The sequence below is a fragment of the Pedobacter jaeyakensis genome, from assembly GCF_054461315.1.
This window is the reverse complement of sequence record NZ_CM136921.1, coordinates 1,143,143-1,166,835: the sequence shown is the minus strand read 5'-3', so window position 1 is coordinate 1,166,835 and position 23,693 is coordinate 1,143,143. Positions and strand designations below refer to the sequence as shown.

Annotated in this window: 13 protein-coding genes; 6 read left to right on the top strand and 7 right to left on the bottom strand. The window is 43.8% G+C overall.

Going from position 1 to position 23,693, the window contains the following annotated elements; translation table 11 throughout:
* Positions 1-3: 3 nt before the first annotated feature.
* From ACXZ1K_RS05340 to ACXZ1K_RS05325, 4 genes are all read right to left on the bottom strand, one after another.
* Positions 4-1,536, bottom strand: coding sequence for a DEAD/DEAH box helicase (locus ACXZ1K_RS05340; RefSeq protein WP_458972350.1), 1,533 nt, complete (start codon positions 1,534-1,536; stop codon positions 4-6).
* Positions 1,537-1,655: 119 nt separating this feature from the next.
* A complete protein-coding gene (locus ACXZ1K_RS05335; protein WP_458972349.1) occupies positions 1,656-2,969 on the bottom strand; it encodes a PepSY-associated TM helix domain-containing protein in 1,314 nt (437 codons plus the stop codon).
* Between the two features lie 47 nt (positions 2,970-3,016).
* Positions 3,017-4,267: a DUF4374 domain-containing protein gene (locus tag ACXZ1K_RS05330; RefSeq protein WP_458972348.1), complete on the bottom strand. Its 1,251-nt coding sequence runs from the start codon at positions 4,265-4,267 to the stop codon at positions 3,017-3,019.
* A 33-nt stretch (positions 4,268-4,300) separates the two neighbouring features.
* Positions 4,301-6,697, bottom strand: coding sequence for a TonB-dependent receptor (locus ACXZ1K_RS05325; protein WP_458972347.1), 2,397 nt, complete (start codon positions 6,695-6,697; stop codon positions 4,301-4,303).
* Here ACXZ1K_RS05325 and ACXZ1K_RS05320 point away from each other — a divergent pair.
* Entirely contained in the window at positions 6,696-7,577 is an 882-nt protein-coding gene (locus tag ACXZ1K_RS05320; protein WP_458972346.1) for a helix-turn-helix domain-containing protein, read from the top strand. The two genes, ACXZ1K_RS05325 and ACXZ1K_RS05320, sit on opposite strands and share 2 nt — an antisense overlap.
* 49 nt (positions 7,578-7,626) lie before the next feature.
* Here ACXZ1K_RS05320 and ACXZ1K_RS05315 read toward each other — a convergent pair whose 3' ends face one another.
* Positions 7,627-8,421: an SDR family NAD(P)-dependent oxidoreductase gene (locus ACXZ1K_RS05315; protein WP_458972345.1), complete on the bottom strand. Its 795-nt coding sequence runs from the start codon at positions 8,419-8,421 to the stop codon at positions 7,627-7,629.
* A 148-nt stretch (positions 8,422-8,569) separates the two neighbouring features.
* Here ACXZ1K_RS05315 and ACXZ1K_RS05310 point away from each other — a divergent pair, with 148 nt between their 5' ends.
* The gene (locus tag ACXZ1K_RS05310; RefSeq protein ID WP_458972344.1) at positions 8,570-9,766 is read left to right on the top strand and encodes a PQQ-dependent sugar dehydrogenase; all 1,197 of its coding nucleotides are present in this window, start codon (positions 8,570-8,572) and stop codon (positions 9,764-9,766) included.
* Position 9,767: 1 nt separating this feature from the next.
* Positions 9,768-10,739 (top strand): gluconolaconase, encoded by a 972-nt coding sequence (locus ACXZ1K_RS05305; RefSeq protein ID WP_458972343.1) that lies wholly within the window; start codon positions 9,768-9,770, stop codon positions 10,737-10,739.
* Between the two features lie 49 nt (positions 10,740-10,788).
* On the opposite strand, the gene ACXZ1K_RS05300 is transcribed toward ACXZ1K_RS05305, so the two are convergent.
* Positions 10,789-11,565 (bottom strand): LytTR family transcriptional regulator DNA-binding domain-containing protein, encoded by a 777-nt coding sequence (locus tag ACXZ1K_RS05300; protein ID WP_458972342.1) that lies wholly within the window; start codon positions 11,563-11,565, stop codon positions 10,789-10,791.
* 512 nt (positions 11,566-12,077) lie between these two features.
* On the opposite strand from ACXZ1K_RS05300, the gene ACXZ1K_RS05295 reads away from it, so the two are divergent.
* The 3 genes from ACXZ1K_RS05295 to ACXZ1K_RS05285 are packed head-to-tail and all read left to right on the top strand — an operon-like array spanning position 12,078 to position 14,469.
* Positions 12,078-12,719: a DUF6266 family protein gene (locus ACXZ1K_RS05295; protein WP_458972341.1), complete on the top strand. Its 642-nt coding sequence runs from the start codon at positions 12,078-12,080 to the stop codon at positions 12,717-12,719.
* A complete protein-coding gene (locus ACXZ1K_RS05290) occupies positions 12,716-13,825 on the top strand; it encodes a hypothetical protein (protein WP_458972340.1) in 1,110 nt (369 codons plus the stop codon). The genes ACXZ1K_RS05295 and ACXZ1K_RS05290 overlap by 4 nt, the downstream gene beginning before the upstream one ends.
* A 53-nt stretch (positions 13,826-13,878) precedes the next feature.
* Positions 13,879-14,469, top strand: coding sequence for a hypothetical protein (locus ACXZ1K_RS05285; protein ID WP_458972339.1), 591 nt, complete (start codon positions 13,879-13,881; stop codon positions 14,467-14,469).
* A 650-nt stretch (positions 14,470-15,119) separates the two neighbouring features.
* Here ACXZ1K_RS05285 and ACXZ1K_RS05280 read toward each other — a convergent pair.
* Positions 15,120-23,648: an RHS repeat domain-containing protein gene (locus tag ACXZ1K_RS05280; RefSeq protein ID WP_458972338.1), complete on the bottom strand. Its 8,529-nt coding sequence runs from the start codon at positions 23,646-23,648 to the stop codon at positions 15,120-15,122.
* Between the last annotated feature and the right edge of the window lie 45 nt (positions 23,649-23,693).

The window sequence follows — 23,693 nt, the reverse complement described above, 5'->3', positions numbered from 1 at the left end:
GAACTAACCTACCGCTTTTAACAATATCCTTCTGCCAATGATTTTCTGAATGAGTTTTTTGAGTTTGGAAACATAATCTTCCTTGAGCCAGTCGAGGTAGTTTTTAGTCACCTTCCCCAGGCACTTTCCATATTGCTTAATCCTCCAGTCGATTTCCTTATCCAGTTCTGCTGTCAACAGTATGGCCTCCGGAAGCGAACTGCTGTTGTCAACACACATCAGGGCATGCTGCCGGATAGAATCCCTCACGACGATCTTTGGCTTATCGCCATTGGCCAGCGCCGCAGCATGGGCCGCCTGCACATCAAATGATATCTCCAGACTATTCGCAAACTTAGCCCGCATATCTGAAGGCATTTGGTGTGCCTCATAACTGGTTTTGGCATGCAGCCCTTCATGGTAAATTTCCGGGTTTTCAAAAACATGCTGCCAGTCGATAGCGGCATCCCATGCACCAAACCGGTCTGTATTGTTACCTAAATCAATAATGGTAAACGTCTTCTTTGCCGCCAATTTTCGGGAGCCCCGGCCAATCATTTGGTGATAGAGCGTAAGCGATGTAGTTGCCCTGTTTAATATGACCGATTGGATCGTAGGCTCGTCAAAGCCTGTAGTTAAAATGGATACGGAAGTTAAGATGGCTCCCCTGGTCTTTTTATACCAGGCGAGAATTTCTGCCCTTTCGGTAGCACTCGTTTTATTGTCCAGGTGCCTGATCGGGTAGTTTAATGCCGTAAAAGCCTCCAGTACCTTTCTCGAAGTGAATATCCCGTTGTTAAAAATCAGGGTCTTTTTATTTTTGGAATGGCTTTCGTAAGCATGCACCAGCAAATCCAACATTGCCGGAGAACTGTACAATTCATCAGAGGTACTTACTGTAAAATCTCCGTGTAAGCCTGTCTTAAGTGTATTCATCTCCACATCGTACCGCCAAACGGTAGGCTTGGCTAAAAAACCTTGTTCGATTAAAGAACCAATCGGCGCTCCCACAACAAGCTCATCATAGTTGCGTTTCATCGGCAGGTTGATGTCGGAACTGAATGGAGTGGCAGTCACCCCAATTACCGCAGCATTCTTGAATTTTCCAAGCAATTTGTGGAAAGAGTTGTGGTGTGCCTCATCGATAATCACCAGGCCTACATCGTTGGTGTTGATGAGCCCGTCATTAATCCGGTTCTTCAGCGTTTCAACCATGGCGACATAACAGGCAAAACCGTCTTTTTTGTTGATTTTTTTTACCGCGCTATTGATGACCTTATTTTGTAACGAACACATGCTCAGCGCAGATGAAGTTTGCCTGCACAGCTCTGTACGGTGTGTAAGTACGATGACCTTCTTATGGTATTTTTCCAGGAAACGGCTCGCTATCTCCGAAAATATGACGGTCTTGCCGCCACCGGTAGGCAGCTGGTACAGCAAGCGGTAATTTCCGTGATGTTGCTCCAGCTTGTTAAAAAGCAAAGCAATGTCACTCTCCTGATAGTGATACAATTTTTTGACTGGAGTCGATTTCTTTTCCGCTGCTAAATTTTCCATGAGCATACAACTCTTCGCAAAGCAAAATGTTTCAAGATTATTTAAGCAAAAAGGGACCAACATCCGTCGACCCCTTTTCGAAACAAAACACAGAACTTATATTAATTTTTTCCGATCATTCAGATTTGTCCGGCCACCTTAGTCGGTACCGGTCTTGCTTTTACAATTGGTTTGGCAACCGGCTTTACCAGCGGAATGATTTTAGAATCCTGCGCTGTTGCCTTACTCCCTTTCTTTTTCTTGAACTTCCGACCGTACCAGATCAGGAACCCGGTAATTGGCAAGGAAGCACCAATTAAAGAAGCTAAGAAAGCGAGCACTTTGCCGGGAAATCCGAGGATACTGCCCACATGGATATCGTAATTCATTTTTCTTAGTTTGCCGCCGAAATCCGCATCCTGATAGGCGATGGAATAAATATCTTTACTCTTAAGCAGTTTTACAGTATGCTGGTCGAACGTGTAACCCTGACTGTTATAAAACTGGCCGGCGGTAGGATATACCGTAATACCAATGGTAGATTTCGCCCTCGCCGTGTCAGGAAATGCATAATAGAAACCCTGAGATTTGGGATGTTTGGCAATGACCTGGCTCCAGGCCAGATCCATCGCCTGTTGAGGGGTATATTTTCCAGCCTGAAGGGAATCTGACTGCATTCTTCTGCCCCCACGTCCTTCCAGGCTTTTCCCACCTGTAGTTGCCCAGTACAGGCCTTCGCTATACCAGCTGATGCCGTACACCATCCCAGTTAGAGCAATGGCCAGCAACACCAGCAGCGAGTAAAAACCCAGCACATTGTGCAGATCCAGGTTAACCCTTTTGAAAGAGGCACCCCATTTTATTTTGAAACTTTTATCTGTTGTGGATTTGTTCCATTTCTTAGGATACCACCAGATCAGTCCGGTGATCAGCAAGACTACGAATACCAGGGTACCGTAGTTGACAATAGGCCTGCCTATTGCGAACGGCAACCACAAAAAACGGTGACCGTTTAGGATGAACCTGAAAAAATCGACCTCTCCCTTTTTACGCACTTCCTTTTTAAGGATTTCTCCCGTATAGGGGTTCACTTTCAGCGTGATACCTCCACCCCTGCGACCCTGTTCATTAGGGCTTTTCAGGTTCATGGTCACTGCCCTGCCCTGTATGTACTGCGCATAAGCAATCACCTTACCCGGTGCTGCCTTTGCTGCAACAGCGCTCAGTTGAGATGGTGTGAGCACAGCTTTATCCTGTCTCGCCACTTTGGTTTCAGGCTCCAAAAGTCCTTCTATTTCCTCGTTGAAAACCCAGATGCAGCCGGTAATACAAACAATGAGCACAATGATACCAGAGGCCAGGCCGAGCCATAAGTGCAGCCATTTATTGATCCTGTTAAAAAGAGAATCCTTGCTCTTCTTTTTTGGAATTGAATTTTTATTAGGGGTGATCATTGTGCCCATCTTCTATCTTAAATGAATATTCTAATGCGGTTTGAAGATTATTGTAAATGTTGAATTGCAGTAATGACACCGCCCTCAACTTTTAATCCTCTGGTCGCTGTGGCAGTTGTCGCATCAATTTTGTACACATAGGTAGTGCCATCAACCAGGTTCACACCGATGTAACCTGTTTTACCGTCTTTAGGACTATAATTGGTTGTGGTCACACTGGATATCGTGTTCACCTCAGCAAATCCAGTTACTGATTTTACGGTTTTGGCAACTACATCAACAATGGCCAGTCGCTTGCCGACAACGTATTGTCCTTTAGTGGCTTTAGGTTCGATATTCGCAATGAATTTGTTCTGACCGATGTACAACCAATTGGTGATGACATAACCATTTGATGCTTCTTCAAAATTCATAAAATAACTTTGGTCGAATTCTGTGGTACCAGCTTTAATGCGTGTGATGGCAGAAGGTTTTGTGGAAGTCATTTTAACATCCACAGCTACAGTTGCCGGATCGTCATCTGCTGCCACCGACGATGAAAATGCATAGCAGTCACCATTTTCCACCACACCTAAACCGTCGGTAAAATAACGTCCTATGAAACTGGTCCGCGTATCCCTGATGGTCTTTTCGTATTGCATTTCCGGATAAGAAAATACCGCAATTCCAGCCTGATCAGGAAACTTGGTGAAAAAGCTGTTGTAGATGCTGAAATATGGTGCAAATACCTTGTTTCCAACTTGCTTGATCCAACTTAGGTGCGCAATTTCACCATTACCACTTGGTGCAATGGCATCAGCAGTACCTTTGGCAACTTCCGCATTGGTAGTGGTATTGACACGGTACCATTCGTATACAGTCGGAGTACCTGCTGCAGCGATCCTTCTTGGTACCCTAACCATCAAAATATCATCATTTACAGGGGCAAATGCATGTACGGTAGCGGAAACAAAGTCATTTAGTTTTTTCAATTTACCTTCATTCACATTGTAAACGGTAACTGCACCGGGGCTACCCTGACCGTAAAGCATACTGAAGAATTTATTGTTGGCGGTTACGTAATACCGGTAGGTACCATCCTGTTCAACACCATTACCAATGATGGATGCAGCGCCAGTTTCCAGACTGCTTGCGGTAAGCAGGTAATCTGCTTTCCCAGCGATTGCAGTAGGCGTAACGGCTATGATATAATTCCCCGGGTTTTCAGGGACAACTTCTCTATCTGCTTTTTTATCGCAAGAACTGATCACTCCTGCAAAAGCAAGTGCAAGAAGCATTTTTGTAACTGTTGTTTTCATCTTATTTTATTATTGTATATGATTGATTTAGAATTATTTCGTGCTGTTGATAAAGTACCTGAAGTTTAAATAATAGCCCCGGCCCGCTTTCTGTAAAGCGAAATTGTCGAACACCGGCTTATCAGCCAGGTTGCGTACTTCCAGCGAGACATTGTAACGCCCGTTCTTCATGCTGTAAACGAAGTTCACATCGTGGCTAAGCTGAGTGGGAATGGAGTTTTTGTATTCGGATGTCGCCGTACCAAAGCTTGGCCAGTCCAGCCAGAAGCGGTTGACGAAAAGCAGGTTATAGCCAACGGTTAGGTTATTGCCCTTTTCAAATACGTTTCTGAAAGACCCGGAAACGTCTGCATTTCCAAAAAAGTAAGGAATGTTCGGCATTTGGTCCAGGTACACCAGGCTTTCTGTAGGATAGTAATCATTGGTGCTCGGGTTCCAATCGCGCTTCTGCAGGTTTCTCAGCATTTGGTACGTCACCGTTGCCCCGGCACTTAGCCAGCTCTTGTAAGAATACCTGAGTTCACCATCAAATCCAGTAGTCCGGACTCCGTCCCGGTTATCGGATATGGAAAATTCTCTTCTGGGTCCCGTTCCGCCGACTAACCTACTGAAAATAAAATCTTTGGAATGCCTGTAGATTGCGTTAGCAGTGATCGAAAAACGGTTTACCTCATTTACCTTGAACCCGTAGATCACACCCAGGTTGAAATTATTACTCTTTTCCGGCTTAAGCAAAGGATTGCCCGCTTCGGTTTCCAGGTTACCGAAAATCTCATTGGCTTCCGGCATCCGGTTGGTCAATTCATAAGAACCCTTCAATTGCAAATTAGGAAGCAGATAATACGCCAGCGCCGTTCCATAGCCCAGTTTATTGTCGGTATTTTTCTGGCTGAAGCTATTGACTACACTTTTCAACATGATGTGTTTACCAAAAACATTCACACTCCACTTGTTGGCCACATCATAGGAATACCCAAAACCCAGCACATTCTTGTCCATTCTCTTCGGAACATTCTGGGCATTGAGATCCGGGAACAACAGGTTATCCTGCTTCCTGTCGAACGTAGAGAACACGTTATTGACAGCAATTCCCTGGTGTTCGCTCAATTTGTAACTGACCATTGCCGTTGCCAGTCCGTTATTGTTGTGGTACTTGATGTACTGCCCGTTTTCGGTTTCACCCATGGTCACTTTTGGGTCGCGAATCCCGTCCCAATCGTACTTTGCTTTTGCGGTATCGATCGTGGTTTCAAAGCCCAGGTTGTAATTGGCATTAATAGCCACGTCCAATCCGGGAAGCAGTTCCGCTTTTTTGTATTTCAGGGAGGGCATTAAAATATTTCCGCGCCTGTGCAATTGTCCGTAAACGGCAATTGGCGTAGCGGCATTCTGCATTTCCTTATAATTTTGACCTGTTGTTACCCCCAGTAACAATTGATCTGCCCATGATTTTCCGACCACACCTACATTCGCGATCAGGGTTTCATTGTGGTACACGTCGTGGAACCTTTTGACGGTAGCCGACCGCAACGCCGGTTCCATATTGTTCTGTAAAAGGGTACGGAGATTTATTTTGTAGTCGTTATCTGAGTAGTTCTGAAAGGCACTGAGCTGAAAAGTGAGTCCACTTTTAGCGGTAACTGCCCCATTGATCACACTGCGGTGGGTATTGAATGAGCCATAAGAATAGGAAGCATCCACATAATTGCGGTGCTTGTTGCCGGTGACAATATTGATGGCCCCGCCAAGCGCATCAGAACCCAGCCATATCGGCACTACGCCTTTGTACACCTCCACCCGTTCGGCAATGTTGATGGGTATGTTATTGACCTGGAAGGATGAACCGAAATTATCCATTGGGATCCCGTCGATAAAGTAACGGATATGCCTTCCGGAAAAACCATTTAGCGATACATTAAAATTGGAACCCACTCCTCCAGACTCCCTAACCCGAACACCCGCAACACGATCCAGTGCACTGGAAATGTCCATCGTGGTGTTGTATAATTTAGTGGCATCAATTGCTGTGACGTTATAAGCTTGCCTGTTGACTTCCTGGGCTTTGGTGCGACCAACAACGGTAACTCCCGAAAGATCGTTCTGGTTCTCCTGAAGAGAAATAGACAATGGCTTAGCGTCTTTCAAAGGAAAAACAACCGTTATGGTGGTCGCGGTGTAGCCAATATACGTTACCCGCAACTTGTAACTTCCGGCAGGAATGCCGGAAATTTGGAAAGACCCGGCTGCATCAGTTACCACAGATTTGTTGAGGGACAGCAGAGTTACCCCCGCTCCTGAAAGCGGGATACCAGTGGTGCTGGTAATGGTGCCCTTCAGGACAGTGTTGGGTTGTGCATAAACATCGGTGCCCAAAAACACCAACAACAATGTGGCAAAAACTAAAGAAAATGTTTTGTAAAATAAATACATGTATCGCTTGCTCTTATTTAGACTAATTCTTAATATTGCTGCAAAAGTAATGGTTTGTGCATACGTGATGTGCAGGAATTTATACGGATTAAACAGGAATATGTTCAAAGCAGAGATCAGGCGACCAGAAGAAATTTTATTGAAATGTATTTTTGAACCAACTGATTATCCGTTGGTTAACGTTAGATTTGGAGAGAACAACTTTAAAAAACGATTGCTGAAATGGCCGGATAACCGACCCTTAACCGAGCATAGTAAGGAGGACAAATACGTGATTGATATCCAGGTACCGGAAGTCGTCATTCATCAAATGCTGGGGGAGCAAACAGGAAATGACCTAGAAAAATCGCCGAAAACAAATTCCGAACGACTGTCGCCCCAAATGCGAAACATCATCACCGACATCCTTCACTGTTCATTTAAGCTCAAGCTGAAACGTGCCTATTTGACCACAAAAGTTGCAGAGTTGCTCATTGAAATCTTAGCAGTACGCCCTACGCGCAGCTCTTCAAAAAAATGGGCTGAACAAGACCTGAAGTCTTTCGAAAAGGTAAAGGATTTATTAGGGCAGAATTTAAAAGCAAACCATTCCATAGAGGAACTGGCCATTCTTGCTGGCATGAACAGAACCAAATTACAGGAAGGTTTTAAGGACCTGTACCATAAAACGATCTATAATTTTACCATGGATTTAAAGATGACCGAAGCCAAGGCACTGTTAACGAAAGACCATAACCTGAGCTTAAAAGAGGTGGCCATGATGCTCGGGTACAAACATGTAAATCATTTCTCTGTAGCCTTCAAGAAGAAATTCAGTATATCACCAGCAGCATTTATGAAGTTGCTGCAATTGGTGATGCCATTTGGACTGTGTTTTTAAACGATCGCCATGCGAAGTGTACCTGCGCATGACGATACCATAAGGCTATTTATTGATCAACCGGCTTTTGCTGTTCATAAACCTGATGGGCAACGGTACTGTCAGGCATCAGATTTCCCATTCCAACCTGAAGCTTATTTTTAAGTCCGGAGATCACTTTATCCTTACCCGCCATCAGCGCTTCGTAGCCGTCCTTCGCGACATCCGCCGGATCTGCCATCGCATCCTTGTCCTGCACCGCCTTGCTGTCCTGCATATCGGCCTTGTTAAAGAAGTCGGTATCGGTTACGCCTGGCATAAGCGCAGTTACGGTGATTTCTGTATCCCTCAACTCTTCACGAATGGCTTCCGTAAAGGACAGTACAAATGCTTTTGTTCCATGATATACCGCCTGCCATGGCCCCGGGGTCTTGCTCGCAATCGAAGCTGTATTTAAGATTTTTCCCGAATTCCTTTCCGTCATGTCTTTCAAAAACAATTTGGTCAGCACCACCAGGGAAGAAATGTTTAAATTGATAATGTCGAGTTCCCTGTCGATATCCGTTTCCTCAAACTCTCCGTAAACGCCTTGCCCGGCATTGTTGACCAACACATCGATGCTGATATTTTGCGACTGCAAATCGGCATAAAGCGCGAAGGCCTCTTCAAGATCAAATAAGTTTTTAGCGAAAGTAGTGACCGCCACCCCATGCTTTTTCAGCTCGGCAGCAGTGGCATCCAGATGGTCCTGTTCCCTGGACACGATAACCAGGTTATACCCGTCTGCCGCAAATAATTTTGCGAGTTCTAAACCTATACCGCTTGTTGCGCCGGTAATTAAGGCATATTGATTGGTGTTTTTCATAAATAATATTTTTCGTCAGTAGATTTTATAGGTATATCACTAACACGCTTGATGAGAATTGGTTTCAGACAATACTTCCTATGTTCAACAGAATAGGCAAAACCTTATCAAAAATTGGTTGTTAAACGGACAAATACCTCATCTACCTATGAAAAATTATTTGCTTTATCCCACGATGCTCAGTCTGGCACTAGCTGCTAACCATGCATTGGCACAACGCGGAATTCCGCCTAAAGAAGTCACGAAATCCCTTTCTGTAACCAAGTATGCTCAGGTGATGGACTTCAAACCGGAAATGTTAAAACTGCTCAAAACACCTCCGGGATGGCAGGTGAGCATAGCTGCATCAGGATTGGGTAAGCCCCGCATGTTGTATACCAGTCCGCAAGGCAACGTGTACGTAACCAGACGCGATGGCGGTGATGTACTCCTGCTGCAGGACAAAGATGGCGACAGTAAATTTGAAAATTTAGTCACCGTGCTTTCAAACTTTAAAGGCGTACATGGCATCACCATGAAGGACAATTGGATGTACCTCTGCAACAGCCATGAAGTACGCCGGTACCCGGTAAAGCCAGATGGTACTTTAGATGCCATGGCCGGAGAAACTTTAATTAAAGATTTACCTGATGGCGGACAGCATCCCAACCGCACCATGGATTTCGGACCGGATGGCATGCTTTATATCAGTGTAGGTTCCCTATGTAATGATTGCAAAGAAAGCGATAAAGAAACAGCCGTGATCCTGCAGGTTGACCCTAAAGACTGGTCCCGAAGCATTTATGCAAGCGGACTGAGAAATACGATTGGCTTCGACTGGCATCCTCAAACCAAAGAATTATGGGGCGTTGACAATGGCGGTGATGCCAAAGGCAGTGAATGGCCGCCTGAAGAAGTGAACCAGATCAAGAAAGGTGCAGACTACGGCTTTCCTTACGCCTACGGCAAGCAGGAAGTAGATAAGAGTCGCGAAGACCCTGCAGGCAACACCAAAGAAGCCGTCGTTAAAAATACAGAACCTTCTGTGCTTGAACTGACCGCGCATATGGCGCCAATCGGCTTTACTTTTTTCCGCGGCGCGGCAAATATACCTGCAGAATGGGCCGGCGACGGGCTGGTGGCCTGGCATGGCTCCTGGAATGCCGAAAAACCGGTGGGATTTAAAGTACAAAGAATACATTTCGAAAATGGAAAAGCAGTGAAGGCAGAAGATTTCTTAACGGACTTTTTACAGGGTGAGTCGCGTTTTGGCCGACCAACCGGGATTACCGTTACAAAAAACGGCACCATCTACATTGCTGATGATGCCGGGGGGAACATTTACGCAGTTAAAAAAACGAATTAACATGAAATTACTACAATACATCGCCATCACCTCAATAGCGGTGAGCGCTATTGCAGCCGCAAAACCTGAACCATCGCCGAGAATAGAATTTGATGCCCTGGAAACTTATCCGGAAGGCATAGCGTTTGATAAAACTGCGAACGTTTATTACGTGTCCTCTGCCAGATTGGGACAAATTGGAAAGGTAACTCCACAGGGAGCTTATAGCGTGTTGCATGCCGACAGTACCCTGAGGTCGACCTACGGAATGAAAGTCCACCCCGATGGCAAACGTTTGTTCGCTTGTGTTTCGGATGCCAACTACAGTAAATACACCAATCCGGCAACGCGCATGAAAATGGCCAGGCTGATCAGTGTGGATTTGAAGTCAGGAAAGCGACTTTCCGATACTGATTTATCCCTATTGGTGCCCGGTAAACATTTTGCCAACGACCTGACCTTTGATGGACAGGGCAATGCCTACATCACCGATAGCTTTGCCGGAGCCGTTTATAAAGTGGATGCCAGCGGCAAAGCCACATTATTCGCGAAAGATGAGCAATTCAAGACCGAAGGAGTAGGACTGAATGGAATTGTCTATCACCCGGCTGGCTATTTAATTGTCGACAACAGTTCCAAAGGACAGCTTTTTAAAATTGACCTAAAAGATCCAAAAAAAGTAACCAGGGTAATGACAGACCAATACTTTATGGGTGCAGACGGATTACTGTTAACCGATAACAATACCCTGAATGTTGTGGTCAACGGAGGAACTGATAAAATTTTTCAGCTGACGAGCAGCGATAACTGGCAAACTGCAAAAGTGAAAGCATCTACCCTGGTTACCGACAGGTTTACTTATCCTGCTACAGCAACAATGAACGGCAAAGACGTATGGGTGATGAACGCCCAGTTCAACCAATTGGTAGATAGCAATTCCGTACCTGTAAAGAAATTTGCCATCCAGCAGGTTATCTATACACCAGTTAAGTAATAATCTCTGATCGCAGTGCTCTTTAAGGGCATTGCGAATCTTTTAAGGTTTAAAAAAAGCCATTTAACATAAATTTTTGCCGCTCACTTACGTAAATTTTATGTCCTTCCGGATATTTCATGATGGCGTTCGCACCACCAGTTGGGATTTCTTCTGCGCGCAGGATATTGTCTATTCTGATAATTGCATTTTTTGGAAAGAGAAGGTATTCACTGGGAGGCAATTCCCTGAAAATAGATACCAAACTTCGATTTACTTCTACAACACCACTTGCCCGTTGATATACCTTATTTCTTTCTTTCGTCGTTACGAAAAGAATCGGATCGGACAACTCCGCTGGATCCCGGAAAATTTCTTTTTTCCTAAAAAATCCATCCCGCTCTGCAAAAAACCAAAAAATATAATAAAAATTCACAACGGCCAGCATCAATCCATCCAACAAGCCATATAGCGATATCCAACCTGTTTGCCACATGGAATCCCCAGGCCGGTACATTAAAGAGCCAAGCAAAAATGCCAGTGCAAATGACACGACCCAGCCTAACAAAAACTGCAGTAAGAGACGGCTCAGCGCATCCGTATCCCAAACAAATTTCCTGTCTAACTTTTTCGTAACCCAACGGATGTAGGTAATGATCAGCAACGCAGCCACAGCATTAACGAGCCATAGCACCAGGAAAGCTTTGCTTTCCATTAGGGCATTAAATGATTTCCATCTTCCCAGTGAGGCGATGAAGTAACCGCCTACTATTGAAAGCGGAATCCGGACCAATAGGTCAGCGTATTTTACAGATCTGGAAGAGCTTAAATTTTGGAGAGCTGTCATAATATTGAGTGTTAATTGAAAAATTTACCATAGTAACATAAAACTATAAATACTAAATAAATTAATCAAGAGGAAATAAAATATCTTGAGGATAGGCTCAGAAGAATTTACGCCATTTTCTTTCAAAATACACAAGTGTACACTTGTGTGCGTATCTGTAAACTTGCGTGTATAAGTGTACACTTGTGTATGATTAGGCCTTACGGGCTTGCAATCAACGATTTAGCACCTTAGGTTTGCTGAGCCAATACGGCTTAACCACTAAATCAAAAAAAAATGAAAACATGTAAAATTCCATTAAATCTCTTCGGGGATGAGCTTAGGAACCTTCGATATGGCCCTAAGAAAAATCTGTCTTTTCTGGCTGTTTGCTTTGTCTTTGCTCTGTGTTGGCTCTGTGTATACACAAAGAAAACAGGGTTTAAAGGCCGATTATTATCAAAAAACAGTGTTCTTGCTATGCCAGGCGTATGCAAGACTCCAAATTTTCTAACTTTTAAACCTAAAAAATCATGGCAAAATTAAAATCCGGCCTGCTTGGCCCTGTATCCGGAAAAATCGGACCTGTTATCGGAGGCGTATGGAAAGGTGTCCCATACCTGAAAGAGGCGAAAGAACATCCAACCCAAAAACCCCGCAGCGCGGCACAGCTTGCTGCCCTGGAGAAGTTCAAGTTCGTGAACGACTGGTTGATCCCTTTTCATCCCTTCCTCACCATTGGCTTTACCAATCTCGCCGTTCACAAAACGGAGATCGCAGCTGGGCTTTCTGCAATTTATAACAAAGTTTTTAGTGGGTCATTTCCAGATCTGCAAATTGCTTACGACGAAATGGTCATCAGTTCCGGAAACCTGCCTATGGTTAAGAATCCGGCAGTCAGCTTTGTCAGCTCCGATCAGTTGCATTTCACCTGGGATAAAAATGCGGTAAAAGGAACGCAGTACATCGACCAGATGCTGGTCGCCCTTTACAACCGCGAGGAGCAGTTTTGTGATGGCTTTATCGGTGGCGCCAACCGGGCTACCGAATTCCACACGTTTAAACTCAATCCGGATTCCGTGGGTAAACCGCTTGATGTCTACCTCGCCACATTTTCTGTTGACCGTAAAAAAATTTCAAACACCCAATACTTAGGCCAAATAAACCCATTATGAGAACGCACTTATTAAGAACACTGATCAAACACGACCTGGATCCGCAGAAACATACCTTGTCGCCCCAGCAAATCTCCACCTGGAAAATCATCATTCCTGATGTGAACAACGAACTACTGAACCAGCTGGAGTTCCTTTATCGTTGCCCGTTTGACCGTTGTTACCTGAGGGACAGCGTGCGGGGCATTCAGTCGGAATGCATCAGCCTGTTGAACGCTGCTGATAAACTAAAAAATCTGCCGCCGGATAACGAACTGCTTTTGAATGAAGCGAAGCGCGCGTTGGACGACATGCTGCAAGTGATTGAGGAAAAATATGCTGACTTCGCAGCAAGAGACATTTTCATGGCGAATTGCAGTTTCAACAAAAGTTTGGCAGGAATAATGGAAAACTATCGCATTCAGGCAAACGCATTCTATGACAGAAAAGTTGATCCCGAATTGCAGCAGGTGATCCTCCACCCCATCAGAGACGTCAGCGAAAGAAAACGCTGTACTTATGGAAAAATCAATTATTTGATCAATCTGCAGGAAGAAATGACGACTCTTTTAGAAATCACGCAAGGAGATGTAACAGAAGAACTGATCGAGCTATTGCTGAGCATGAATTTCAATACCGATGGCTTTTTTAAATATTATTCACAAATAGTTGAGCAAAACTTGAAAAACGCATCGACTAATACTGAGGCTCAGTGGATCATAAAAAGTTATGAAAAAAGGTTCAAAAATCCATCCTACCGGAAGAAAAAGCTTCATTTCGACGTGAACAGGAAATGTGTATGCTCTTTACTCAGCAATTTTTTGGAAGCCAGGATGGCTGCACCACCCGAACCAATACCCCGTATTAAAATCCACAGTCTGCTGGCAGTAGATCCACTTTCGTATCTTTTTCGATTATTGGTAGATACTGATGTGCTCAAACCGGATGGAAAAAAGGAATTTTGTGATTTGCTGGCCAACCTGTTCACGACCAGTAAAACGGGCAAAAGAGCTCTTTCCGGTCATAGCTTCTACGTGAAGTTTCGTTCTCCCACGCGTGCAAGCAGAAGGGTGATCCGGCAAATTTTAAACAGGATGATCAAATTGACCGAGCAGGAGGAGGAGTGATGAAAAAGCACGAACAAAGAATCATAGAATCCGTTGTATTTATCATTGGATTTATGAAGCAGGAATTTATAAAAGTCTGCTTCTTAATTGCCTTGGATGATGAACTTTCAGATCTGAAAGGCATGGTAAGTCCAGCTTCCGTTTGCGACGTAGATGAATTTGGAGAGATATGCTCTTTTGAGGTGGAGCTGAGGCTATTGTCAATACTTGATGATCCTCATATTAAAGTGATGATGCAGTCTTTGGAGCTATTGTCGGTAGCCAGGTATAACCTTCAGCTGAGGAATAAAATGGAGGGTGTTGACGCCAACCCTGATGAAAAGGCAATTGATCTCGCTAACAAAACCTTTAACCGCTTTTTCCCCTGGCGCGGTGCGCCTAAAATACGCACCAGGCGGACCATGCTCAGGATGTTGCCGCAGCACTATCAAAAATGCTATTTGGCGCTATGGGCTTGTTCAGAACAATTGCTTAGGAGTCGTATCAGCATATCTAAAACATCCAATGAAGACTTTGAGCGCGCAAGTGCATTCTTGTCTTTCGATGACCTGGAAACTGATAACAATAATGCCAATTTCATCTATTCCCTTTTAAGTGAGTTGCAGCAAAACGAGTTGCTGTTGCCAAAGAAGGTTAAGAAGTAAAGACACATTTAGGGTTATAACCCTAAATACTACGCATTAAATATGAGTTTAAAGGGTTATAACCCTTTAAACTCATATTTAATTATCTTTGATTGTGTAAATTGATATCATGGAAATTCTAAAAAAGGACATCTACCTGAATTACTTTTTAGCATTTATTGACAAGCCACAAAGTTTAATTCATTTACCACATTTTTACTGTTAATTGTTTTACTTTCCAGAACTAGTATTACTCAACCGACAAATATCGCGGACAACATTTTTGAATTAATCATATACTATGGAGATTTTCAATGTCTATAATCAATAACTAAGTGTACATAATTTGACATTAGATAAATTATCAAAAACAATAGATACATACATTGCACGGTATATTCACGGATACCTTTCTTTTTAAAGATTGAAAATAAAATGAAAAATAATAAAACTATAAAATTAATAAATGGCAATAGATATAGAAAAATCATCCCAAAATCTGGGATTACATGTTCATTTATTTTGTGATATATATTCTCAAAAAAGATTATTCTACTGGTTAACCATAAAAAACAATTAAATACAAGCAAGAAACCTGTAAAATAATTAATTTTCTCCTTTATGTAGTTGTATTTTTTTTCCATTTCCATTTTTCAAACACTTAATTAAATTTAAGGCTTTTTCGTCTTTGTACTATCTAAAAAATTCGACACTTGCTTTTCTACAACTTGTTTTAAGTCACCATCAATATCAGTGTGACTGCTTCCCTTGACGTGAATGTTCCTTCCTTTTACTCCATCGGCGAAATTCAACTTTGAGCCAGATATGTTTCCTAAGGCGTCCTGATAATAATTTATTGCATTACTGACATTATTACCAACATCGGTATTAGTCTGCCAATGGGTTAGCCCACTTCCTCTTGGATCCAATGTAATTAGCAAATTAATCTTTGTTGATGGGATATCGGATAGTGCAGTCACTAGATTTTCACCACCTAAACTATGACCAACAGCGATTATCTGACCATGCGGATTGGCCTTTTTAAATGCCTTTATTGTGGCTGAAATATCTTTCGGCGTTATATCATTTTTAGACGAAGCAAATGTAACCACTTGTAAATCGTCAAATTTTTTGGCTAGAGTTGATCCTAAGGTGCCTAGATCGTTATCAGATCCTAAGGCTGAATTTCTTATCCCAGCGTTCTTAGTCTGGGTTTCGTTCGTAAATGGAGGACCTGCATATCCCTGAACAACAATAAGCAAGTTCTTTTTTCCCTTTTCAGGCGGTGCGGCTTCTAATCCATCTAAATCAACAGCCTGTAAGGGAGAATTACTGGCAAATTGATAAGGAGTAAGCTCTGGGTAGTTTCTACTAATCGGATCCACACTCAAGAACTTCGCAACCCTCGGATCATAGATCCTCATCCCGTAATCCTGCTGGTTGGCTGTGCCTTTTACCTCATTGTCATTCTCCTTGCCATTGAAACCATACCTGTAGGCTGAAGTGGTTACGCTCCTGCCCGGCTGTACCATCCCAAACGGATAATAATCCTGCGCGCTAACTATTGTCGGTTCCTGTAAGCCGCCTGTCAGTGTTCTGGTCTCTGTGATCACGGCCAGTACATTGCCCAAATGGTTGCTCAGTTCATAGTTCCGCTTATTGGCCGTGTTCCAGATGCTGCTTCCTGCAGCAGAACCTATGTTTAGCTCAGGCCGCCACATCCCGATTCTCGAACTGCCGTACAGCTGCTGCTCTCGCCAGTTGGTAACACTTCCTGTATTGTCGTAAACACCCAGCGCATTCCCTTGTGCATCCCTCACATACCAGGTGGTAATACCACCCGATAGCTTGCTTACCCTGTTGCCCGAGGGGTCATAGCTGTAACTGATGTTTCCGCTGCTTTTGGTTATGCTTCTGATCTTCCCGTAAACACTCCATTCAATAGCTGTTATGCCTTCTTTAGTATCACCTATCAGGTTACCAATGCCATCATAGCCGTAGTTGCTTTGACCATCCAGTTCCCCCGTATTTGGCGTGCCAGGTGTTGCGTCTGTTAACTGGCTAAGTTTGTTATTAACCAATCTTCCGCTGCCGTCCCTGTTGTAACTATAACCCAACTGGTCCATTACCGTGTTTGCGGTAGGGCCGTTGCGTTGCAGGCTCAGGATATTCCCGTTCCCGTCATAGCTGTAGTTCTCACTGTATTTGTTATTGATGCTGGTACTGCTCCAGGTCGTAGTACCGTTACTTAAGTCATGCTGGCGCATCCTGGTCAGCCTGTTCAGCTGGTCGTAACCATAACTGTAACCCGTTGGATTGTTTGAGGCAATGCCCTTTATGGCAACTGTACCTGTACTGATGTTGCCATTGTAAAGTGCCGCCCCTGTCGTGCCTCCAGTTTGCCAGCTCATGCCATAAGCCGAGCCGCCACCAATCGGGCTGTAATCGCCCGGGTAATAACCCAAACTGTAAGCTATAGCATCCCTGCCGACATTGTTAGCTCCGTCTGCTCCCTGTTCTGCATTGGCAGACAGCGCATTCCCGTTTACCCCTTTTAACCAGCCCTGCAAAGTATAGGCATAGTCCATACCTTGTGCCTTGGCACCGGCCTGTCCCAGTTCCATTCTGGCTAATGGCCCATGCAGGTAATAGCTGTAACTCGCATCCAGTTTCTTAGTGGTATTGTCTAAACTGCTCCCTATTCCGTAACTGGAAACAGTAGCCTGTACGGCCGACCAGCTTTCGGTCAGCCTGTTCTCTGCATCGTATTTGTACCCATAGTAAAAGGCATCGTTCTGTCCTTGCTGGTAGCCTACAAAGTTCACTTTGCCGCTGGCCAGATCATATTCGTAACCGATCTTCTTAACCCCTAAGCCAGATACCTGCTGGTAAAGTGTTTTCACATTACCGCTCAAATCATAGTCGTAATAGCTGGCATTGATGTTCGTTGCAGCAGCATTCTCCCTGTAAATGCTTGCAGCTATACGCTTGCGCAGGTTGTTCTGTGTTAATCCCGAAGGCACGCCTCCTGTTACTGCCGGTGCAGCATCGTAAACTGTCTGCGTCAACTGGGCATCTGTACCGGAAGAAAGGAAAGCCGTGTAAAAAGTATTGTCCAGGTAACCTGGGGTTTCCAGCTGAGCTGGCGAGGTAAGCGTAGCATTGCTAACTGTTTTTTCTCCTACTTCGGTAATCCTGCCTATTACATCATATTTCGTATAACTGTACTTATTTCCTGGAGCTTGCTTTGCGTTTTGTGAAATGATCAGCCTACCCAGCAAATCATACCAGAACCTGCTGGTGCCTCCATCCGGGCTTTGCTGTCTGATCACCTGACCTGTACTATTGTAAGCATAGGTAGTCACCAAATTGTGCGCAGGGTAAATCGCTTTATACTGGGTCTCTAAAGTACTGTTTGCAGCGATGGTAGTTGCACTGCCAGCAGCAGGAACGTTAAACCGGTACCAGGTTGCAGCCAAATCCACTGGTGCAAAGCATCCGCTTTCCGCATTGGTTTTGATCTCTTGTGCAGTCATTAGTCTTCCAGTGTAAAGCCTCATGTGCTTTAACGTGGAAATGTTCTCAGGCATTACTAAAGATGGCGAGGTGCTGATCGTCCAGCTGCAACCTGCAGAGGGTGCTCCTGCCACAGGCGTATACTGTTTTCCGTTAATCCACAATTGCAGTGCTCCAGATCCCAGGTTATTTCCTTGTACAACCACATGTGTCCACGGCAGTATCGGGTTAATACTACTGATATCTGCTGTTACGTGATTGGACAGGGTAATGCTTACTCCGCTGGTAACTGCCTGTAGGGTATACACATCAACATTTAGCAAATTTCCATTTATACAAGTTTGGAACATGTACTTCGTATCTGGTGTACTCACAATCATCTGTCTTGATGAGTTGCTATTTTGGTACAACCAAAGCTCCACTGCGGCGTTGCCTGCGTAGGCTAAAGTGTTGGAAAGACTTTGCAGCGCCACAGGCTTGTTTGCGTCTGTACCGGGCCCACTATAGGTACAGTCGGTAGCAGTATAATTCCTCGCCTTATCTACAAGCTGTGTTTCGCTCTTGCTGAAAATGTTCACACCTTCTGGCGGTACTGTTCTTACGAGGTTACCCGCCTGATCGTAATAGTATAGCGTGTAATGATAAAGTTGCTGTGGCATTAGCAATCGTACGTTTGCTTTCGCAGCAGCGCAAGTGGCCACATACGCCACCTCAAACTTTCTCCGTTCTTCAGCGATATAGGATTCATACTGCTTTTTACCATTTCCAACTGCAAATTCAATGGCCTCTTTCTGACAGCCATATGGAGGTATAATGATCTCTGAATATGGCGCTTCATTACACAATTGTGTATCACTGCTGGCCTCAAAAGTTTTATACCTGTCGTAGCTTAAAGAAAATCCCCATTTGAAATTCAGATAGTTTGATAATATAGATTGGTAATTGGATGACGACGTATTGATGGAATTGCCAAAAGCAGTGTTCATTGCCGCAATCGCATTATTATAGTCTGTCTTAGTAATGCAAGTTGTTGTATTTTCCTCCAGGAACAATGGTAAAGTAATGTCTTTATCCAGTAAGAACTTACAATTCACACAGCCTTTTAGCAATACCTGGAAATCAGCATAAGTCATTTTCATGGCTGTTCCGTATTGCGTTTGCAGGTAATTGTAAAACTGGAGATCAGTGTATCCGCCAGGGCGTAAAGCAGTCAATTTTGTACAAATCGACTGGGTGGTATTGGTCAGGGTCCTTTCTGCTGAAACATGTGCAGGACTATACGGATATGGTGCGTCAATCAACCAAGGGTTCAACTCGTTTGTAAATGTACTTATAGTTGCTACCGCCTTGATCACATCACCAAAATTCCGGCACTGCGCGCCATTTACCATAATATAGGTATTGCCTGCGAAGCTACTGGCCCCAAATGGGTGGCTGATGTCTCCACCTGCTGCACAGATCTGGATAAGCTTTGATTTCAATAAATCCTTCTGTGCCTGGGAAGCACCGATTGCAGTTAAACCTGCTGATAGCCTATCCATCCAAACCACTGCATTGCTGTCGCATGTCGATTTAACGGAATTGTACAAATCCAGTTCCAGGTTGTTATAGGTCTGACCAGCCGATGTGGTTAAGGTTCCTGAATAATTTACAGTACTAAATCTAGAAGTTTTTAATGGTAGAAGGGTTGAACATCCTGTAGTAAAGTTCTGCTCAACACCCTTAGCGGCAATTTGGTTACTTAATGTATCGGACTCTTCTAAAGCTGCTACCCAAACATCTCTCAATGTTACGAAAGTGTTTGGCACAGTTTGTATAACAAAATATTCCTTAAACTCGTAATTACCGTAGTTTTCTTTTGATGCTGGGGCATTATTGGATTTCGAAAGTTTTTGCTCCTTAATACTGTAATTACTTCCATTTCCGGCATCAAACATTAAAATTTCACCTGATGTACTGCTCCTGGCTGCTGTCGAATCCGCTACTTGCGTAGTATTCATCATCCTGCAGGTACTGCTGCCATAATAATCATAGCAGATTTGCACCCAAACACTATTGTAAAAATGTACAGCACCGTTTTCTTCGTATACGGAATAGCAGTCGTAATAAGCAGTTGAAGAATTGTAGGAACTACAAGAAGGAAAGCTTGGTGTTGTTGATTGACTACCGCTAATGATAGTTATTGTATATGGGTTACAGGCATAATTTACGCGGTAAGTATTACTAGTAGGATGAGAATTTACATATACGTCCGCAGAAATATAGCAACCACTTGTGCTTATTCTTTGAACGCAGGTAAATAACCATATGTTGAAAAAACTTCTCGTTTGGCCGTCTGAGAGCGTCACGGTTAAACAGGTGTAAAACGTCGGGTTTGCATAAACACAAGCATCTGGATTTGGAGGTTTTACATCTGCAACCCCCGAAACCAGCGTATAGGTATATTTTGAGTTTGCAGCGTAGTCATATTTTACGAATTTATTAGCGGCTATCTGAGATCCTGTAGACCCAAGCCCCAATCCAAATGAACAGCCTGGAGATCCGCTTCCGGGACTGGTTATATTCAGTGCTACGCCTACTTCACAGGCACTTCCACAAGTGGTTGCACCGCGTGCCAATTCATAATACTTTTGCTTCAACTCAAGGTAACTTTCTCTATACGATTGCCATTCTCTGTCAATTACCCTGCACGCGGCAACCTTAGCACAGCTGTTCCACCTCACGGAATAAGAAGTTGAACCATTCTGATTTGTAGTTGCTGTAGAGTCTGCACAGTACAACTGATAATCTACGTATTGCGATAGTCCTTTTACAGTTGCTGAAGAAACATAATCGTTTAATTTTAGGATACGGGAACTGTATTGAAGTAGATCGGCCGACATCGAGCTGGCGTAGCTATTTCCTGCTCCTCCGGTGGCAAAGAAAGGATCTGCTGCGAGTAACCATGCACTGTTGGTATCACTGTACGTTAGTGAGCCTGTAGTTACCGCTGGCACTCCTGCCGCTGTAGTTGTTTGTCTCAGCTTCTCATCCCAGTTGTTTGACGCACTGTTGGCCCAACAGAACTGTAATTTGCAATATTCAGGATGATATTCTAAAAACATTGATGCCCATTCTGGTCTCCAATATTTTACCAGATCGGCTAATGTAAAACTGGTATCATTTGCTGAATTCCGACTGCCGTTTTCAAACGTCACCAAGTGTGCCTTGTAAACAGAATCTGTAACGGGCTTTATAGGAAAAGCATTACGAAATTTGGCATACAACACATTTAATTCTGTTTCAAGCGGAGCACCGGCAGCAGTAAATAACGCATATTGTCCTCCAGGAGAGACGTCCTCCAGCATTGGTATCATGTATTGATCACAAACACTTAATGAAGATCCGCAGCTGCTTTGCAATGCCTGTGCTGTACTCAATAGCGTAGCATGTAAGCCACTGATGTAGCCTTGATAAGCCACTGAATCAACCCCCATTGTTCTTAGCTTGGTGTTAAACATGCTTTTAAAGTCGGCAAGTGTTCCCAGCTTTTCTACGGCCGTTTTACAATCGGCAAGGCAGTTTTTAAAGTTGTCTAAACTCAGGTTCAGTTCGTTGAGGATAAAATCAGATTCCTTCTTTACCGCTCCGGCAGTTTGTCCTTGCGCAACGAACTCGTCGGTAAAATACTTGATGACATCCCTGTTCAGCGATAGCTCAAAGCTAATATGATATTCCCCTATTTTAGCAAATGTAAGGTCAACAAATCCCTCATAACCACTGGTCTTTGCAGGGTCAGCTGTTTTTGAGCCGATGCTGATCACACTGGAATTGGTATAAATTTCAGTTTGGCAATCATCAACCACCCTAATCTTCAATTCATAATAACAGTTACTACATGGCTGAAAAGCCCCGCCCGGATACCTGCTAATCAATTGTTCTATGTTATATTTAAGTTTAACCGCGCCGGTTACTGCTGCCAGATGAGTAGTACTGGCTTTTAACGTTAATGCTGTACTGTTGTATACAAACTTAGCCGGACTGATCAACTGAACGGTGTCAGAAAGTGCTGATGGCATAGATCCAAGCGCATCTAAATTAGCCGGATTGCCACCTGCAAGGGCAGTAGCAACTGTTTTACCCGCTGCATTAAGGTAACTTACACTGATCTGCTTATTCGCATCGGCTACCATGTTTTTAAGGTAATGATCTGCGAAACCGGCATCATTACCAAAAACTCTATCGAGTTCCCACTGCTCTGGCTTGCCATAATAGTATTTTGTTACGCGGCTATCGGCAACTCCAGGCTGAAAAGCCGGACCAACGCCACCTTGCAACTTGATCCTTCCAGTATTGTCTGCGGTGTATTGGGTTACCGACAAAGGGTACCCGCCAGCATCCGGGATATATTTGTTAAATGGCCTTGTTGCATCATTTTTGAAATCGCTGCTTGCAGAATAATACCTCGAAGCACCTGATGCCACGTTCAAAATTTGAGGCAGCGTTTCGCAAAATGCAGCACCGATATTAGAAAAGCTATACTGAAGTCCTAAGGAGTTCTGGTTAAATTTTTGAAAGTAATGGAGGTTCTGAAAAGTCACTCCCTCTTTTATCGGCGCGGGTAAAATACTTGCTGCCGCACGTCCAAACTGGTCGTAAATATTCTCCTGTACAACGGCCACATTCTCCGCGTTATTCAACGTAACAGTTTGCCTGCCCCTAAGCGAACCATCGAAATAGGTGACAACTTCCTTCTTTTTACCCTCTTCGGCAAAACTGGCCGAATATTGCCAGTTCATTTTTGATTCGTGCCAGTTGAGCGCCCAGGCGGTATATTTAACGGGACTGTCCTGCTTATATGACCATACCCCCTCAACCCTTAACCCATCAACAGTGTAAGAAACTTGTCGTATCCGTACCAATATTATATCTGCATTGTACATTAGCGATATCAGGTAACTTGGAACTGTTACCGTAACCCTGGTTGCATTATTCTTAAAAAACTTAGCTACTTCGGTATCAGCACTGCTATAGGTGTTATTGACCAACGCATCCAAAGCAGTTGTGTTATCAGGAGTTTTGTCAAGCGTTACCCACTCCAGGTCATATTCCTCACCAGATGGCAACGGGTTCCAGGTCAACTGTAGTTGTGTGTTGCTATTTATCGTTCCGCCACTGCTTAAGCGCTGCATGCCGCCTCCACCACTTTTCCCTTGCCCGGTCACAAAGGTGCCGGTTAAACTAATGGGCATCAATGGCACAAACTTATACTTCCGGTCAATTACAATGTTGCTGCTCAATTGAAAGATATCAGGAAGTTCGCTGCCAAGCTCCTTACTTACGGCATCAATAACATATACCTTCACGTAGTATCCGTCCGTAAAGCGATAGTCATCGCTCACCTTGTATTCTTTTCCGGCACCCTTTTCGTAATTCACGTTTAGGTTTACGGAATCTATTATGGTCGGAACGTCCTGCGTAGGGGTACTAAAATATTCCACCTTCAGGATTACCTTCAGCTTAAAGCTCTTTTGTATCTCCTGCTCATTCAAAATACTCAAGGTAATGGCATTCTTTACGGAAATATTGGTAATATCAGACCAGGTAAACTCGGGGTTTCTGAATTTCTCATCTTTTACAAACAAAGAATCATTCTTTTTAAGTGTACCTCTGATAAAATTCTCATACGGCTCTTCCGCTGCCATGGAATTTAAACTCCACAACAGGAATAAGCAGATTATTTTTACAAT

Excerpts from the sequence above, each read along its gene's own strand:
- ACXZ1K_RS05300 (WP_458972342.1), bottom strand. The coding sequence starts at position 11,565 with ATGACAGCTCTCCAAAATTTAAGCTCTTCCAGATCTGTAAAATACGCT.
- ACXZ1K_RS05330 (WP_458972348.1), bottom strand. The coding sequence starts at position 4,267 with ATGAAAACAACAGTTACAAAAATGCTTCTTGCACTTGCTTTTGCAGGA.
- ACXZ1K_RS05305 (WP_458972343.1), top strand. The coding sequence starts at position 9,768 with ATGAAATTACTACAATACATCGCCATCACCTCAATAGCGGTGAGCGCT.
- ACXZ1K_RS05335 (WP_458972349.1), bottom strand. The coding sequence starts at position 2,969 with ATGATCACCCCTAATAAAAATTCAATTCCAAAAAAGAAGAGCAAGGAT.
- ACXZ1K_RS05320 (WP_458972346.1), top strand. The coding sequence starts at position 6,696 with ATGTATCGCTTGCTCTTATTTAGACTAATTCTTAATATTGCTGCAAAA.
- ACXZ1K_RS05295 (WP_458972341.1), top strand. The coding sequence starts at position 12,078 with ATGGCAAAATTAAAATCCGGCCTGCTTGGCCCTGTATCCGGAAAAATC.
- ACXZ1K_RS05325 (WP_458972347.1), bottom strand. The coding sequence starts at position 6,697 with ATGTATTTATTTTACAAAACATTTTCTTTAGTTTTTGCCACATTGTTG.
- ACXZ1K_RS05290 (WP_458972340.1), top strand. The coding sequence starts at position 12,716 with ATGAGAACGCACTTATTAAGAACACTGATCAAACACGACCTGGATCCG.
- ACXZ1K_RS05310 (WP_458972344.1), top strand. The coding sequence starts at position 8,570 with ATGAAAAATTATTTGCTTTATCCCACGATGCTCAGTCTGGCACTAGCT.
- ACXZ1K_RS05280 (WP_458972338.1), bottom strand. The coding sequence starts at position 23,648 with ATGGCAGCGGAAGAGCCGTATGAGAATTTTATCAGAGGTACACTTAAA.
- ACXZ1K_RS05340 (WP_458972350.1), bottom strand. The coding sequence starts at position 1,536 with ATGGAAAATTTAGCAGCGGAAAAGAAATCGACTCCAGTCAAAAAATTG.
- ACXZ1K_RS05285 (WP_458972339.1), top strand. The coding sequence starts at position 13,879 with ATGAAGCAGGAATTTATAAAAGTCTGCTTCTTAATTGCCTTGGATGAT.
- ACXZ1K_RS05315 (WP_458972345.1), bottom strand. The coding sequence starts at position 8,421 with ATGAAAAACACCAATCAATATGCCTTAATTACCGGCGCAACAAGCGGT.